This window comes from Pedobacter sp. (assembly GCF_041645105.1).
Classification (GTDB): Bacteria; Bacteroidota; Bacteroidia; order Sphingobacteriales; family Sphingobacteriaceae; genus Pedobacter.
This window is the reverse complement of the sequence record NZ_JBAZQQ010000005.1, coordinates 19,940-37,554: the sequence shown is the minus strand read 5'-3', so window position 1 is coordinate 37,554 and position 17,615 is coordinate 19,940. Positions and strand designations below refer to the sequence as shown.

The 17,615-nt window shown below is 36.7% G+C and carries 15 protein-coding genes; 5 read left to right on the top strand and 10 right to left on the bottom strand.

All coding sequences use genetic code 11. From position 1 onward, the window contains the following. Positions 1–43 precede the first annotated feature (43 nt). Both WC623_RS16045 and WC623_RS16040 read left to right on the top strand, forming a co-directional pair. The gene (locus WC623_RS16045; protein WP_372852889.1) at positions 44–1,414 is read left to right on the top strand and encodes a sigma-54-dependent transcriptional regulator; all 1,371 of its coding nucleotides are present in this window, start codon (positions 44–46) and stop codon (positions 1,412–1,414) included. Then, positions 1,414–2,772 (top strand): PAS domain-containing sensor histidine kinase, encoded by a 1,359-nt coding sequence (locus tag WC623_RS16040; RefSeq protein ID WP_372852887.1) that lies wholly within the window; start codon positions 1,414–1,416, stop codon positions 2,770–2,772. Before WC623_RS16045 ends, WC623_RS16040 begins: the two co-directional genes overlap by 1 nt. Here the strand turns inward: WC623_RS16040 and WC623_RS16035 are convergent, their stop codons facing one another. The 8 genes from WC623_RS16035 to WC623_RS16000 form a co-directional block, all read right to left on the bottom strand. After that, a complete protein-coding gene (locus WC623_RS16035) occupies positions 2,773–4,044 on the bottom strand; it encodes a glucose-1-phosphate adenylyltransferase (protein ID WP_372852885.1) in 1,272 nt (423 codons plus the stop codon). A gap of 10 nt (positions 4,045–4,054) precedes the next feature. Further along, positions 4,055–5,461, bottom strand: a complete 1,407-nt coding sequence (locus WC623_RS16030; protein WP_372852882.1) for a glycogen synthase — start codon at positions 5,459–5,461, stop codon at positions 4,055–4,057. A 157-nt stretch (positions 5,462–5,618) separates the two neighbouring features. Next, entirely contained in the window at positions 5,619–6,869 is a 1,251-nt protein-coding gene (locus WC623_RS16025) for a sulfate adenylyltransferase subunit 1 (RefSeq protein WP_372852880.1), read from the bottom strand. Beyond that, positions 6,869–7,774, bottom strand: coding sequence for a sulfate adenylyltransferase subunit CysD (gene cysD, locus WC623_RS16020; RefSeq protein ID WP_372852877.1), 906 nt, complete (start codon positions 7,772–7,774; stop codon positions 6,869–6,871). Before cysD ends, WC623_RS16025 begins: the two co-directional genes overlap by 1 nt. A 12-nt stretch (positions 7,775–7,786) precedes the next feature. After that, positions 7,787–8,491: a phosphoadenylyl-sulfate reductase gene (locus WC623_RS16015; protein WP_372852874.1), complete on the bottom strand. Its 705-nt coding sequence runs from the start codon at positions 8,489–8,491 to the stop codon at positions 7,787–7,789. Between the two features lie 2 nt (positions 8,492–8,493). Next, positions 8,494–9,960: a TSUP family transporter gene (locus WC623_RS16010; RefSeq protein WP_372852872.1), complete on the bottom strand. Its 1,467-nt coding sequence runs from the start codon at positions 9,958–9,960 to the stop codon at positions 8,494–8,496. A 5-nt stretch (positions 9,961–9,965) separates the two neighbouring features. Next, the gene (gene cobA / locus WC623_RS16005; protein ID WP_372852870.1) at positions 9,966–10,751 is read right to left on the bottom strand and encodes a uroporphyrinogen-III C-methyltransferase; all 786 of its coding nucleotides are present in this window, start codon (positions 10,749–10,751) and stop codon (positions 9,966–9,968) included. Beyond that, positions 10,748–12,841 (bottom strand): nitrite reductase, encoded by a 2,094-nt coding sequence (locus WC623_RS16000; protein ID WP_372852868.1) that lies wholly within the window; start codon positions 12,839–12,841, stop codon positions 10,748–10,750. The genes cobA and WC623_RS16000 overlap by 4 nt, the downstream gene beginning before the upstream one ends. A gap of 396 nt (positions 12,842–13,237) precedes the next feature. On the opposite strand from WC623_RS16000, the gene WC623_RS15995 reads away from it, so the two are divergent. The 3 genes from WC623_RS15995 (at position 13,238) to WC623_RS15985 (ending at position 15,687) form a co-directional block, all read left to right on the top strand. Beyond that, positions 13,238–14,428, top strand: a complete 1,191-nt coding sequence (locus WC623_RS15995; protein ID WP_372852865.1) for a metallophosphoesterase — start codon at positions 13,238–13,240, stop codon at positions 14,426–14,428. Positions 14,429–14,527: 99 nt separating this feature from the next. Beyond that, positions 14,528–15,256, top strand: a complete 729-nt coding sequence (locus WC623_RS15990) for a CDP-alcohol phosphatidyltransferase (RefSeq protein WP_372852863.1) — start codon at positions 14,528–14,530, stop codon at positions 15,254–15,256. Beyond that, positions 15,256–15,687 (top strand): GtrA family protein, encoded by a 432-nt coding sequence (locus tag WC623_RS15985; protein ID WP_372852860.1) that lies wholly within the window; start codon positions 15,256–15,258, stop codon positions 15,685–15,687. Before WC623_RS15990 ends, WC623_RS15985 begins: the two co-directional genes overlap by 1 nt. Before the next feature lie 2 nt (positions 15,688–15,689). Here the strand turns inward: WC623_RS15985 and WC623_RS15980 are convergent, their stop codons facing one another. Together WC623_RS15980 and WC623_RS15975 are read right to left on the bottom strand one after the other, a co-directional pair. Further along, entirely contained in the window at positions 15,690–16,388 is a 699-nt protein-coding gene (locus WC623_RS15980; protein ID WP_372852858.1) for a GDSL-type esterase/lipase family protein, read from the bottom strand. 18 nt (positions 16,389–16,406) lie between these two features. Next, positions 16,407–17,612 (bottom strand): AGE family epimerase/isomerase, encoded by a 1,206-nt coding sequence (locus WC623_RS15975; protein WP_372852856.1) that lies wholly within the window; start codon positions 17,610–17,612, stop codon positions 16,407–16,409. Between the last annotated feature and the right edge of the window lie 3 nt (positions 17,613–17,615).

The window sequence follows — 17,615 nt, the reverse complement described above, 5'->3', positions numbered from 1 at the left end:
GACATCGAACACTTTATATTATTTTTGGTTAAATTAGTATTAGATGATAGAAGCAACTGTTCTTGTTATAGATGATGATGATGACATCCTGCTCAGTGCCAGACTATTCTTAAAGCAGCATTTCCGACAGGTTATCACTTGTAAATCTCCTAAAGAGCTTAATACATTACTTAGTAATCATGAAGTAGACATCATTTTACTGGATATGAATTACCAAAAAGGGGCAAGTGACGGACGTGAGGGCTTGTATTGGTTGGATCATATTCTCTCTATTGATAAAGATTATGTAGTTATTTTAATGACGGCATATGGAAATGTCGAACTTGCTGTTCAAGCGATCAAAAAAGGTGCTACCGACTTTATCTTAAAGCCATGGGAAAATGAAAAGTTGTTTGCTACATTATCTTCAGCTTCGAAATTAAGACAATCCAATAAAAGGATAAAGAAACTTGAAAAAATTCACTCTTCCCTCCAAAAAGATATTAACAGGCAATTTGAAAGTATAATTGGTCATTCTGAACCGATTAAACAATTACAACATACGCTCATAAAAGTTGCACCTACAGATGCAAATGTTCTAATTCTTGGAAATAACGGAACTGGCAAACAGGTTTTTGCATATGAGCTTCATAAACTATCGCAACGTAAAAATCAGATTTTCATGCATGTGGATCTCGGATCATTAAATGAAAATCTGTTTGAAAGCGAGCTATTTGGTTATGCAAAAGGGGCTTTTACAGATGCAAAAGAAGATAAACCAGGGAGGTTTGAAATGGCTGAAGGTGGTACCATATTTCTAGATGAGATAGGTAATCTTTCTTTACCATTACAGGCAAAACTGTTAAGTGTGATTCAAAATAGAACTATAAACCGTTTAGGAGAGAGTAAAGAACGTAAGATTAATATTCGTCTAATTACCGCGACAAACATGCCACTCAATGAGATGGTTGCTAAAGGGACGTTCCGACAAGATTTACTTTTCAGGATTAATACCGTAGAGCTCTTTTTACCTGCTTTGGCAGAGCGTGGAGTGGATATTTTATTGTTAGCTAATCATTTTCTTCAATCATTCAGTGTAAAGTACCATAAACGAATTACTGCGTTTGATGAAAAAGCACAAACAATGATGCTGAACTACCACTGGCCGGGTAATGTCAGAGAATTACAACATGTTGTAGAGCGTGCAGTAATCATGTCTGATGGTCACCAGATTGACCCGAATGACCTACAGTTGAGTCCACAGAAATTTGGATCAACAATAGTCGTACAAAGTAACCTTGGATTAGAAGAAATGGAAAAAGCAATGGTACAAAAGGCAATAGAAAAACACAAAGGAAACATTTCAAGAGCCGCAGCAGAACTCGGTTTAACCCGTGCAGCACTATATAGACGCATAGAAAAATTTAATATCTGATGTTTTACAATCGATTCAACTTTAATCTGATTATTAGACTACTAGTCATTAATTTTCTGGCAATAGGTTTATATTACCTAATCAGTAAAACTGAATTATGGTTCACCATAGTTGGCCTAAGCATCATTTTATTAATTAATATTTTAAGCTTATACTTTTACATCAATCAAATAACTAAAGATATTCAAAGATTTGTTGAAGGAGTAAAGACACAAGACAATACGCTGAATTTTAGTCAAAAGACATCAAAAGGAGTATTTCCAGAATTATACAAATTCTTCAACGAGCTCATTAGGATCAATAAAGACATGCAACTGGAAAAGGATTCCATGTTTCAGCTTATTAAAACGATTTTAGAACAAATTCCCACAGGAATAATAGTGTTAAAAGGTCATCCTCAGCATACAGAAAAAACAGAAATATTTTTCTTTAATGAAGCCGCCACAAATCTTTTGAATATCCCATCCTATAAGTACTGGCATCGTATAGTACAACATATACCGCAGTTTGCTAAAGAAATTGAGCAAATCAGCACAGGGGGAAAGCGATTCATGGAAATAAAAGTCCAAGATAAAGTTATCCAGCTGTCGACAGAAGTAATCCCTTTAAATCTTTATCAAACAGACTATACGATCATTTCTTTTCAAAATATTAAAGATGAAATAGAACAAAAAGAAGCGGAAGCATGGAATAGGTTAATAGGAGTTATTTCACACGAAATTCTGAACTCTATTACACCTATTAGTTCACTTTCAGATACGGTGAATAGTATGATTTTTAACAAACATGATTTAGATAACGAGGAGCTGGAAGAATTAAAACCAGCCATTCAAACCATTAAAAGAAGATCCGAAGGATTACTTGATTTTGTTAAGGCATACCGGCTAATAGCGGAACTTCCAACCCCACATTTGGAATATCATACCATTGGAGAGATCTTACAACACATAAAAGTACTCATGCAACCTTTTGCCAGTGAGCGTAGTATTACCTTAAAAGTTGAGCAAACTTCATCCAGAATTAATGTAGAAATAGATTTGAAGTTAATTGAACAGGCACTTATTAACTTAGTTACCAATAGTATTTATGCACTCGAAAACATAAAACAGCCAGTCATAGAAATAGGATATAGACTGGAACAGAATAAATTATACCTGGAAGTATCAGATAATGGGAAGGGTGTTGAACCAGATCTACTTAGAAAAATATTCGTTCCCTTTTTTAGTACCAGAAAAAGTGGCTCTGGTATCGGCCTAACCATAACTCAGAATATCATGAAAATGCACAAGGGAAATTTAGAAGTTAACTCTACTCCTTTAGAGAAAACAACCTTTTCCCTTGTGTTTAAATATCCTTAATTAAATTACTGTTCCGTCAGGTATAATAGCACCCTTTTTTACTACTACAATACCATCTTTAACAGTATACAAAGCATGATCACCATCAGGTAAATGATCTCCACCTATAATCTGTACATCATTACCAATCCGGCTATTCTTATCTACCAGTGCATTAACAATTTTACATCTGTCGCCAATTCCAATCAAAGGCCTACCTTTTGCCACCTCTTCTTCAATCTCAATTAATGTCTGATACCTGTCACTTCCCATAATGTAGACATTCTCGATAACGGTGTCCACTCCAATTCTGGCCCTAATACCAACCACAGCATGAGATATCTCTTTTGCATGTAAAATACATCCCTCAGCTATCACTGCCTTATTTAAAGTTGTTCCCAATATTTTTGATGGCGGCAACATCCTTGCACGGGTATATATACTTTGGCGACTATCAAATAGATTAAATTTAGGGATATCATCAGTAAGCCCCAGATTGGCTTCAAAAAATGAAGATATATTACCAATATCCGTCCAATAGCCCTCATACTGAAAGCTCAGTACTTTATTATGAGCCATCGCTCTAGGGATAATTTCTTTACCGAAATCCTTTTCATCAGGGTTATCCAATAAGATCCTTACCAGCAAGTCTCTGTTAAAAATATAAATCCCCATTGAAGCCAGATAATCACGTCCTTCGGCTTGCATTTCTGCCCCCGTATCCGACGACCAATCAGGAAGTAATTTCGCCGCTGGTTTCTCAATAAAAGAGGTAATAAAGCTATCTTCATTGACCTTTAAAATTCCAAAATCAGTTGCATCTTTAGCCGTTACAGGAATGGTTGCAATACTAACTTCCGCACCTTTATTCACATGCTCCTGAACCATTTTATTAAAGTCCATCTGATACAGCTGATCACCAGATAAGATTAATGCATATTCAAACTCATGATTTAACAAGTGATGCATAGTTTGCCTAACTGCATCGGCTGTACCCTGAAACCAGGTAGGATTATCAGGAGTCTGCTCTGCTGCAAGTATATCTACAAAGGCCGAACTGAAATGACTAAAGTGATAGGTGTTTTTAATATGCTTGTTTAATGATGCAGAGTTAAACTGTGTCAAAACAAACATTCTGTGTATCCCCGAATTCAGGCAGTTAGAAATTGGAATATCTACCAATCGATATTTCCCACCAATCGGTACCGCTGGTTTAGAGCGTGTCTCTGTTAATGGCGCTAGCCTTGAACCTTGGCCACCGCCAAGAATCACCCCCAATACATTGTCAGTCATAGTTTTACATTTAAATGTGGTATAGATCTATATATTCTTGCGCTGCCTTATCCCATGAATGATCCAGCTGCATTATTAACTTACGTATTTCTTTAACATGCTTTGTATCTGCATACAGATCAAACGCACGTCCAATTGCATGTCCTACATCCCAGGAACTGGTTTGATCATGACAAACACCAAAACCTCCATCTCCTATATCTACTACTGTATCCTTTAAGCCCCCTATTCTCCTTACAATAGGAATAGTTCCATATCTTAAAGCATACATCTGATTTAACCCGCAAGGTTCTACCCTGCTTGGCATGAGTAAAAAATCTGCTCCAGCATAAATCTGGTGCGACAGTTCCTCATTATATCCAATATAAGCATTATAATTTCCCGGAAACGCTTCTTTAAGTTGAGATAAACGACCCTCAACCTGTGGATCTCCGGATCCCAGTACCAATATATTAATTTGATTAGAATAAGTTATTAAAGCGTTATAAAATATTTCAGGAAGCAAGTCTGCACCTTTTTCACCTACCAAACGACCTATAAATGTAAATAATGGTTTCTCTGGATCAAGGTTAAAAATAGTACAAAGAGCTTGTTTATTGGCTTTTTTGCCTGCCTCCACAGTACGTGTATTATAATTTTTGGCAAGCATCGGGTCGGTCTGCGGATTCCAAACCTCATTATCTATTCCATTTAAAATACCAAACGATTTGCTACGTTCCTGTGCCAATAAGTCTTCAAGTCCATTTGCCCTATGACTGATCTCATCCAGATAGCTTGGTGAAACTGTTGTAACCCGCCACACGCATTTAATTGCTGCAGCCAAAGGATTAATAGTACCGCGCCAATCTAACTGACCGGTTTTCCATAAGTCAAATGCAGGAATATAATGTAATTTATCCCAGCCAAATTGTCCCTGATACTGGGCATTATGAATTGTTAAAATAGAGGGAACCTGGCTTAGTTTTCTAAATTGCTCACAATAAGCTGCCATAAAGGGTACTAAACCTGTATGGTGATCATGACAATGAATTACGTCAGGAGAATGTTCCCATTGTGCAATCCAATCCAACACGGCAATCTGATAAGCTAGAAAACGCTCAGTATCATCATCATAACCATAAACAAGAGGCCTATCTAACAAGCCTTCTATATGCACAAGAAATAAATCAAAGCCCAGCTTATTGGTCTTTTCCCGAAGTATTCTTACAGGAAAACTTCTGAATCCAAGTTTACCCCAGCCATCATATACTACTTCAAACTCATTCTCCTGTAAAAATTTAGTTTGGTATGCAGGCATAACTACTTTAGCCACATGTCCAAGCTTGTTCTGATACTTAGGTAAAGCACCTACTACATCGCCCAAACCACCAACTTTAGCAATAGGATAACATTCCGCACTAAGGTGTATAATCTCCATAATCTGATGGTTTAAAAATCATCTCAAAATAGCGATTAACTAACGTAAAGCAAATATTTAGGTAAAAATAATATTAAATAAAAAACGGATATCCTATTCTCATGAACAGTCTATCCGTTTTTTAGTATAAACCTTATTAACAGGCTTCAATAATATACTAATCCGCTACAGCTCTAAACATCAATGCCGCAGCCGTCAAATTAGTTCTGCTATCAATTAATATTGCAGCTCCATTAGCTTTATTATCTGTGTAAAGATCAAATGCAAGTTCATCGGCAGTTTTCAAAATAACCCTGCCAATATCATTTAGCTTAAATTCATAAGCATCCTGCTTTTCTAAAGTATTGATATCAACTTTGTAAATGATATCTCTCACCTTACATTTGGTGACCTTACTATTATGTTGCAACAAATAAGTAATACTATCATCTAAAGGACGTGCATCCATCCAGCAAACATCAGCCTCTATCAACTGAGATTTTTGAGGAAGGTGATCTGAATTGACGATTACGTCTCCTCTGCTGATATCAATATCATCTTTCAGGTGAATTGTTACAGATTGCCCGGCATAAGCTACTTCAGGTTTTTTATCAAAAATTTCTATGCTATCAATAACTGAGCTATGGCCAGATGGCAAAACAGTTATCTTGTCATTTACATTAAATTCTCCACTTAAAATACGACCAGCATAACCTCTGTAATCATGCAGTTCGTCTGTCTGTGGCCTTATCACACATTGAACTGGCATACGAGCTAAATCAGATTCAGCTCCGGTTTCTACATCTACAGTCTCAAGGAAATGCAACAAACTACGGCCCTTATACCATGACATATTTTCAGACTCATTTACCACATTATCGCCTTTCAATGCACTTACCGGAATAAAGTTTACATCCTTTAAATTCAATTCAGCTGCAAGTGTTTTATACTTATCTGTGATGGCAGTAAATACAGTTTCACTGTAACTCACCATATCCATTTTATTTAAACAAACTACTACATGCTCAATACCTAACAGCGAAACCAGGTAAGAGTGGCGGATCGTTTGTTCAACCACACCGTTTCTGGCATCAATTAAAATGATAGCCAACTTAGCCGTCGACGCTCCTGTAACCATGTTACGGGTATACTGAATATGTCCAGGAGTATCGGCAATAATAAACTTACGTTTTTCTGTTTGGAAATATTTGTAAGCTACATCTATAGTTATTCCTTGTTCACGCTCTGCCCTTAAACCATCTGTTAAAATGGCCAGGTCAATTGTCCCATCATCATTTTTGCGGTTAGATGCTTGTAGAGCTTCCAGCTGATCCGCCAGAATAGAATCCGTATCATATAACAACCTACCTATCAATGTGCTTTTACCATCATCAACACTACCGGCTGTAAAAAACTTAAGTATATTCATTAAAAGTATCCTCCTTTCTTACGGTCTTCCATTGCAGCTTCCGAAACTTTATCGTCCATGCGGGCACCTCTTTCACTAATTTTTGATGCGCTGATCTCAGCAATTATATTATCCAATTCATCTGCGTCCGATTCTACAGCTGCAGTACAACTCATATCGCCTACAGTACGGAACCTTACCTTCTTGTTTTCTACAATATCATCTTCATCCATATTTAAAAACGGAGAGGCTGCCATAAGCTGACCATTACGCGTAATTACATCTCTGTTATGTGCAAAATAAATAGAAGGCAGACTCATGTTTTCTCTTTTGATATAATTCCAAACATCAAGTTCTGTCCAGTTGCTGATTGGAAATACCCTTACGTTCTCCCCTTTATGGATTTTACCATTATAGATATTCCACAGCTCAGGACGTTGACGTTTAGGATCCCATTGTCCAAATTCATCTCTTACGGAAAAGATACGCTCTTTAGCTCTTGCCTTTTCTTCGTCTCTTCTGGCACCACCAATACAAGCATCAAAACCATGCAAAGCAATCGTATCGAGCAAGGTAACTGTCTGTAAAGCATTTCTACTGGCATTTTTACCGGTCTGCTCCACCACTTTCCCTTGATCTATAGATTCCTGTACACTTCCAATGATCAGCTTTTCTCCTAGTCTTTCTACCATTTCATCACGATAAGTGATGGTCTCTTCAAAATTATGACCGGTATCGATGTGTACCAGAGGAAAAGGAAATTTACCTGGTCTGAATGCTTTTTCTGCTAACCTTACCAATGTAATAGAATCCTTACCACCCGAAAACAATAAGGCTGGTTTTTCAAATTGCCCTGCCACCTCACGTAATATGTGAATCGCCTCGGCCTCTAATTCGTCTAAATAATCTAAATTATACTTACTCATGTTCTGTTGCAATTACGTTGTGGCATGTAAACCACATTCCTTTTTTGATTGATCTTCCCACCACCAGCGACCAGCTCTGAAATCTTCGCCTTCTCTAACCGCCCTGGTACAAGGTGCACAGCCTATACTTGGGAAGCCTTTATCATGCAGTGTATTGTAAACAATGTTATTTATTTTAATGTACTCTTTTACTTTATCAAGCGACCAGAAAAATATAGGATGAAATTTGATCATCTGATTTTGCTCATCCCACTCCAAATTTGCCATATCATGTCTGTTCATTGATTGTTCAGACCTGATACCCGTAACCCATAAATCGTTTCCTTTTAAAGCTCTCCTTAATGGTTCTAGCTTACGAATTCCACAACATTCTTTCCTGTTATCCACCGACTCATAAAAACTATTTGGACCTTTTTTATCCACCATTTGCTGTAAAGCCTGAGCATCAGGAAAATAAGCATGGATAGGTTTATTATAAATTTCTAAAGTACGGTTCCATACATAATAGGTTTCCGGAAATAACCTACCTGTTTCCAATGTAAACACTTCAATAGGAATATCATTGGCAAATATCATATGGGTAATCACCTGATCTTCCCAGCCAAAACTGGTAGAAAAAACAATTTTCCCAGGGTATTGATCAGCAAAAAAACGCAATGCTTCAACCGGATCAAGATCCTTTATTTTTTCTGCTATTTCTGTTAATTTTTCCTTCATGACTATACTAATTCAAGAATAAATTTGATGATGCTCCGCAAACTCACTAAAACTACCAGAATACCTACTGAAACCATAATGGTTTTAACAGAGATCCTATTGGAAACTTTTGCAGCTATTGGTGATGCCAGAGCACTACCAATTACTAAACCTGCTACTGCTTCCCAATGTGCACCATTTAGCATGGTGATAAAAGTAAGCGAGCTCATCAGCGCTATAAAAAAGCGGGTAATTTTTACAGTACCCAAAGAAGTTCGCGCATTCCTTCCTCCTGCTATTAAACTGGATAATACAATCGAACCCCAGCCACCACCACCAACAGCATCAATAAAACCACCGAAAAGACCCAATATTGAAATCTTTTTGATTTTATCTTGCCTTACAGTTTTTTTCCTATTGGCTTTATAGGCCTTCGATAAAATAACAAAGCCCAGTATTAAAGTATAAAGCGAGACTATCGGCTTGGTATAATGACTATAATGCTCCAAAGAAGACAATAAATATGCTCCTGTCACAGCGCCAATAATACCTGGTATCAATAGTAATTTAAACAGCTTCCAGTTTACATTTCCAAATCGATAATGCATCCATCCGGCAATTCCATTACTTAAAATTTCCGATAAATGCACTCCCATACTTGCCGAAGCTGGCGGAACTCCCATTGCTATCGAAAATGAAGTACTGGTAACACCGTACGACATTCCTATTGCTCCATCAATCATGGCAAAAATAAATCCACCAATCAGAAACCAGTAAAACGTAGGATGAAGCTCAGTTAAGTAAGTCTGAAATTGAGGCTCTTTATGCCAAAAGGCTGTAACAACAATAACAAATGAAAATACTATTGCCAGCCAGATCAACCACTTTAACTTAGGTCTGCTCTTTTCTCCGTTAGTTTCAACAAGCGAAGCGGTAACTGCATTCAGCTTTTTAACTTTAGACGCAAAATCTCCATTTAGCGTATTTCTTAATGCCTGCATATTTTGCAGAGTATCATTTATTTCATCAGGAAGACTATCATTTAAGACTTCCTTTATCCTTTTTGCGATGGTTGGCGACTTACCATTAGTCGAAATGGCTATTTTTAAGTCTCCTTTTTTTACAACCGAACCAAGGTAAAAATTGCATAAATCAGGTTTATCTGCAAAATTAACCAATAAATTCCTCCTGTCTGCCTCAAGTCTGATCTGCTGATTTAAATCATCATTATTTGTAGCGGCAACCACCAGGTCTACACCATCAAGATCTGATGTATTAAACTCACGCTTCAGAACAGTCACCCTTTCATATTGATTCGCCAGTTTATTCAACTCAGGCAATACCTCTAAACCTATTACAGTTACGTTAGCATCTGGGCTGTTCTGCAAAATGGCATTTAGCTTTTCAAGTCCAACAGGCCCAGCTCCCACCAATAAAGTATGGATGGTTTCTAATTTAATGAAGACAGGAAATAACTGGTTGTCTTCCATAAAAACTACAATTCTTCTTTTAAGGCCTGATAAAAATCTTTAATAGGCTGAAAAGAAGGATGTAAAGAAACTACTTCTCCAAAAACAAGTAATGCAGGGGCTTTGATATTCTTTTCTTCTACTAATTCAACAATAGTATCTACAATACCTATAGCTAGTTTTTCATTTTCAGTTGATCCACTTTGAATAGCTGCTACCGGCAATAGGTTTTTACCTTCATTCTGATACAACTTAACAATCTCTTTTAATTTACCTAAGCCCATCAATACCACCACTGTAGCTTTTGAACGTGCAGCTTCATACAAATCATTAGAAATATGACCTGAAGCAGTAGTTCCTGTTACCACCCAAAAGCTTTCGCTTAATCCACGATGTGTTACCGGAATCTGTTGTAAACCAGGTACTGATATAGAGCTTGATAATCCAGGTATAACTGAAACAGGGATACTATATCCATCTGCATAATCCAACTCTTCATATCCTCTTCCAAAAACAAAGGGGTCACCACCTTTTAACCGTACTACATGGCCATAGTTAAGTGCATAATCAACCATTAACTTGTTTATAGCATCCTGGCCATAAGAGTGTTCTCCTGATCTTTTTCCTACATATACTTTAATCGCATTTGGATTTGCATAATCTAAAACACCTTCATTTACTAAAGCGTCATACAAAACAACGTCAGCTGTTTTAAGTGCATTAGCACCTTTCAGTGTAATCAATTCAGGATCGCCCGGACCAGCACCAACTAGAGTAATTCTTGGTTCTTTATTTTTTATTTGAGTAATCATTGTAATTGTCCCTCTCTTTTTTCCTTTATTGAACTATAAAAAGCTTCCACATCAGCTAAATAAGATGTAGCAAAAGCTTCAGTTGGCTCATTTTTATTAATTTGTAATACCAGATCATTAAATGAACCATTCAACACAAATTCGCCAGTTTCAACGTAATTTTTGTCAAACTCTCTGATCACTCCTATTTGTGTACTGCTGTTCACACCTTTATCAAGCAATAGTGCTTTAGCAATGCTAACAAATACAGCATAAGTATGATAAATAGCATCCGACCATGCTCCAGCATCATAAGAAGCTTTTGCCCAATCCAGCTTTTCTTCGGACTCATATAATAAAGTTGCCACAAGGTCTATAATTACACCCGCACATTCTCCAACTCCTATTGCAGGTACAAATATGCTTTCATGCCCCCAGTCAACAAATTCTTCATCTTTCAGATTACCTAAATCTGCAAGTGGTTTTAACATCTGATAAAAATAATCTTTACCATTTCTGTCGTAATACTGATGGAAACTTTCCTCCTTTTGAGCATTCGCTGCAAAGTCGTTCAAGATAGTCCTCAGCACATCTGTTGCACGTTTAGATGGCGCTTTAATAACACGTTCTGCTACACGACCTGCACCATCACCAATGGTACCGCCACCTAACATCACCTGTACTGCAGGTACAACTTTACCATTTGCTTTTACTGAACTTCCATGAAAACCAATATGCGCCAAACCATGTTGTCCGCAAGAATTCATACAACCACTGATTTTAATTTTAATGTCTTTATCGTAAATCAGCTCAGGGTATTCTTCATAAATTACATCTTCTAAAGCCACAGAAAGCGACATACTATTTGAAATCCCCAAATTACAAGTATCTGTACCCGGGCAAGTTGTAACATCTCCAACACCATCGAAGCCAGGTTTTGCAAAACCTAATGCTTTAAGCTCAACATATAAAGCTGGTAATGCTGCTTCTCTAACAAATTTGAGCATTAAACCCTGGTTTTGTGTAACGCGGATTTCATCTGCAGCATAAGGTGCAATAGCATCAACTAGTTTACGTGCCTGCTCTGTTGGGATATCACCTTTGGTAACTTTTAAATATACTGCGAAAAAGCCTTCCTGTTTTTGAGCAACAACGTTAGTAGCTCTCCAATGTTTATAATCCAGACTACTGGTTACTTCATCTAAGACAGGATAATCAATCAGTTCAGGGATTTGTGTTGCCGGAACTGCATCGCGGTCTATTGTAAAAGATTTAACCTTATTCGCAATACGTTCTTCTTCTATTAATCTTAAAACCTCTTCCAATCCAAGCTTCTGAACCAGATATTTCAAACGTGCTTTGTTACGATTGGTACGTTCACCATAGCGATCGAATACCCTAAGCATAGCTTCTGCATAAGGAATAATCTGATCCTCATGTAAAAACTCATGAACAAGTTCGGCCAGAAAAGGTTGAGCTCCCAAACCACCACCAAGCAAAACCTTAAAACCGCGTTCGCCCTGCTCGTTTATCTTAGGAATAAAACCCAAATCATGAATATAACTATAAGCTGTATCCCTCTCATCAGAGGAGAAAGAAAACTTAATCTTCCGTCCCATTTCCTGACAAATCGGGTTACGCAAAAAGTATTTAAAAAAAGCATGAGCATAAGGTGATACGTCGAACGGCTCATTTGGATTAATACCTGCATCTGGTGAAGAAGTAACATTACGCACAGTATTACCACATGCCTCTCTTATTGTCACATCGTCACGTTGAAGTTCTTCCCATAATTCTGGAGTCCGATCTAGGCTCACATAGTGAATCTGGATATCCTGACGTGTAGTAAGGTGCAGATTTCGACTTGCATACTCATCCGATACATCGGAAATACGTAACAATTGTTTAAAAGTTACTTTTCCAAAAGGCAGTTTGATCCGGATCATTTGTACGCCCGGCTGTCTTTGGCCATAAATACCACGTGCTAAACGCAGACTTCTAAATTTCTCATCGTGGATTTTACCATCGCGAAACGCCCTGATCTTTTTATCAAGATCAATAATATCCTTTTCAACGATTGGATTCTCTAACTCTGTCCTAAAACTGTGCATGTCAAATTGGTTCTATTTAAAAAAAGCCCCTCTGTCTAAAAGACTGGAGAAGCTTACATTTTTTATCTCAACAGTCCGTAATTCTACTCATACATGCAACGCATGTTCAGGTAAATAGTACTGTTGTTAGTTTTGTTCATAAAGCAAATATATAAAGTATACAGGAATAGTAGTGTATTAATTTGTAAACAATATGTAAATAATTGAATTACAATGGATTATTTTATAAACAGATTCAACCAAAAAGTCATATCATTCTAATCTTATAAGGAACCCGCTCAATTATCAGTTTTTTAGAATTCCAATCTTCCAAAACATAACCTATCTTTTTTCACATTAATGTAATTTCGTGTAACACCTGAAACTCTTTTCCATCCAAGCTGTAATTAAAACAAAATGAAACGAAAAATAAATATACTGCCCTTTGCAGTAATAGCAATACTATTCTTCTTAATTAATAGCTACGTACTTTCCGGCATTCATACTTTGAGTATGAACCCAATCATTACACCAATATTCTGGGCCGTAACAACCTTAATACTGATTACACTTATCTATGCTATACAACGTATGCGTGATAATGGTATGGACATGATGTTCAAAATTGCAACCCATGTTTTTCTGGTATTGTTTGTCGCAGAACTTGTTTTTATTCTGCTCTTACTCCCTCCTGATCTATACCGTCTGATTGCCAAGACACCCAGAAACATATATTGGGTGCAATTTGCAATGCTGATGTTTTTCCTTACCATAACCCTATTTGTATATGGAATTGTAAAAGGTAAATATGCTTACCGTGTGATAAAACACACTTTGTATTTCGATGATTTACCAAAGAGTTTCGATGGTTTCACTATTACACAAATTTCGGATGTACATGCTGGTAGTTTTAAAAGTGCTAAAGGGGTACAAAGAGGTATAGATCTGATCAAGGCTCAAAACTCAGATCTGTTTGTATTTACGGGAGACCTTGTAAACAATAAAGCGGATGAAGTTGAGCCCTGGGTCAGTTACTTTTCACAAATCAAATCTCCTTATGGTCAATTTTCTATACTAGGAAACCACGATTATGGTGATTATATAAAATGGGAAAGTGAGGCTGCAAAAATAGCCAATCTACAACAACTAAAACTCCATCATGCGGAAATAGGATTCAGATTATTGTTAGACGAACATATAGAGTTGTATAAGAATGGAGAGAAAATTATACTCGCCGGTGTAGAAAACTGGGGTATTGGCTTTGGTGAACGTGGTGATCTTAACAAAGCGCTATCTGGCACAAACCCTTCAGATTTCAAAATTTTATTATCTCACGATCCTACCCATTGGGACAATGAGGTTAAAAACCATCCTACAAAAATAGCATTAACCTTATCTGGACATACCCATGGTATGCAATTCGGTATTGAAGCTTTAGGTATAAAATGGAGTCCTGTTAAATACAGATATGCACATTGGGCAGGGATTGCTGAGAAAAATGGCCGGTTTCTGAACATAAACAGAGGCTTTGGATTTATTGGTTTTTCGGGGCGTGTGGGTATCTGGCCTGAAATTACAGTGATTGAACTTAAAAGAATTGACAATTAAATTATCTTAGATAAGTTCTTTTCCAACAAAAAGTAATTTGAATTGTTTTAATTCTATACTTTTGCAAGGTGTACTACAGGTATACATTATAGAGCCTTAATGGAACAAAATAAATTGAGAGAAGAAACTTTAACTGTATCTGCCGAAACTGATGATCTTAAAAGAGTATTTCAGGATAGAAAGAGAACGAATATTTTAAATGCAATAGAGCAAAAAACAATTTCCTTCCTCGTTAAAAGAGTCCCGGACTTTATCACTTCCAACATGCTTACTTTTGCCGGAACATTGGGATCGGGTATTGTTCTTATGGGTTTTATTCTAGCTCATTATCAACAAAATAGAAATTACCTGTTACTTGGTGTGATTGGTCTTGCGCTTAATTGGCTGGGTGATTCATTAGATGGGCGTGTAGCTTATTACAGAAATATACCACGTAAGTGGTATGGCTTTTCATTAGATATCATTATGGATTGGGTAAGCACCGTTCTTATCGGATTGGGCTACCTTGTTTATGCCAGAGGTCAGTACGAACTTATTGCCTTTGTTTTTGTTGTACTGTACGGTTGGGCCATGATTATTTCTCAGCTCAGATATAAAATAACTGATATTTACAGCATAGATTCCGGATTAGTGGGGCCTACTGAAATCCGTATCATTTTGGCGCTAATTATTATCCTGGAAGCTATGTTTGGTGGCCTTTTTGGATATTTTGCTGGGGCTATATGTATTACTCTTTTCATCATTAATATCTTTGATACCAGAAAGCTTTTAAAACTGGGCGACATCAGAGATGATATGGAAAGAAAAGCTAAAAAGAATGCTGCTTAATGAGTAAGAAGAAATCTGTTTTTGTATTTGCCAAGGCACAAATGTCGGCTTTTACAGGCGGATTACTAGACTACGCTGTGATGATCTTCTGCACGGAACTTCTGCACATTCATTACACCATATCCATTGCCATCGGAGGAATCATTGGGGCAGTCCTAAACTTTTCAGTTAACAGATATTGGACTTTCAAAGACAACAAAGCCTATCATTCTCCTGTGGGCATACAATTGGTTAAGTTTATTTTTGTAGTCGCTGGTAGTATCACTCTAAAATCATCTGGCACTTACTTGTTTACCAATTGGCTTAAATTAGATTATAAGATCACCAGGATTATGGTCGACATTATCGTGTCCCTGGGTTTTAACTACGTGCTGCAAAAATACTGGGTATTTAGAAAACCAGCTGTAGAAACATTACAAGAACGGGATTAATTTTATTTTTTATTCTTTAAAACCATTGGTTCCAATACCTTCTGCCAGATTTTGTAACCATTTGTTTTCATATGCAGGTTATCCTTTAGAAAAACATCTTTAAACACTTCACCATTATCGTCAATCATTGGTGTCCATACATCTGCGAATTCTGTACGTTTTGTTTTCTTTACATACTTCTTAAGTGCTTTATTAAACTCTTCATACTTATCTTTCAACTTCCACCTGGCTACACTTGGTTTCACAGAAATAAACACAACAGGAACTTTAGGAAAAGCTACAGCTATCTTCTCTCTTAATTCTTTAGCCTGTTTTATCAGTAACTCTGTATTCATACCAGAAGCGATGTCATTATCGCCTTCATAAACAAATATTTTTGAAGGTTTATATGGCATTATTACACGATCTGCATAATACAATAGATCTTCAAATTTAGATCCACCAAATCCACGGTTAATCACGTATGAATTAGGAAAATAACTTGCTACATCTTTCCAATTGGTTATAGATGAACTTCCTACAAATAGATTTGATCCAGGTTGTACATTTTCTACACTATCGCGTTTATCGAAAGCTTTAATGTTTTTTTCAAACTTCTTCGTATTGTAAACCTGTGCTTGTGATGGATTAACAAAGAATAGGAAACAAGCACCTAAAGTGAGTTTTGACAATAAAAAAAGGTTGGCTTTAAAATAGCTCATTTGGTTATAATTTACAGTTTAGTGAGGTTGGCTGGGTATTCTTTTATTCAGCAGTCTATTTAAAATTTCAATACAAGCACGGGCATTATGATAAGGGCATTTCCACAACCCGGCCTTATCCTCTCCTTTCATAATCAATAAATCTTCATCTACTCCCCAAAACCACTCTCCCTCTTCTTTATCGATAATGTATTGATTTATAAATCTCCAGCATGAGCTAAAGTAATTAAAATATTCTTGTTTGCCAGTAAGTTCCCAGGCATTTAAAAAACCTACCAAAGCCTCTGCTTGTACCCACCAATGTCTTTCTTTATTAAACTTGCCACTTTCAGGAAAGTATTCGTAAATCAAGGAGCCATCCTTTTCCAATCCCTGAACTGCAGCTTCTGTTAATCTGATCGCCAATTCTTTAAATTGATTAATTAACGGCTGTTCACCCAATAACTGGGCTGCTTCGAGTAAAAGCCAGGAAGCTTCAATATCATGACCATAAGATATTCCCGAACCTGATACCTGCCATTCTTCATTCATAAATAAGTTAAGGTGCATTGTTTCGGGATTGATGATATGTTTGTAAAAACTATCCAACAACCCTTTTATTTTAACATGTACTTGCTCATCTTTATTTACTTTGTATAAATTAGTATATGCTTCAAGAATGTGTAGATGAGTATTCATGGTCTTCTTCTCATTTACATCTTTCCGACTTAAGCGTAGATCCTCCATTGGAGACCAATCTCTGTTAAATGCTTCAAAATAACCTCCTCTATCTTTATCAAAACTATGAGTTTCTATTGCATTAAAAAGCTTTACACCAGCCTCCAATACATCCTCATCCTGAGTTATTTTATAATATTCAGCAAGACCATATATTGTAAACGACAAAGCATAAATCTGCTTTTTAGTCTCTAAAGGTTTTCCTTCCGAAGTTACAGTCCAGTAAACTCCACCGAATTTTCCATCTATAAAATGGTTTATAATATATCTATAGGCCCGATCTGCCATTTCTTTGTATACCGGGTTATGCGTATGAATGAATGCAGCTGAAAAAGCCCATAATATCCTCGCATTCAAAACGGCACCTTTAGGTGCCTCAAGATCTAATTGTTCAAATACATCTATTTTTCCGATAAAACCACCATTGACCTGATCAGGCATTTTATTCGTCCAGTAGCTTAAAATATCAGCCAATGCCTTTTCTACATCATTACAGATATCAATCATAGC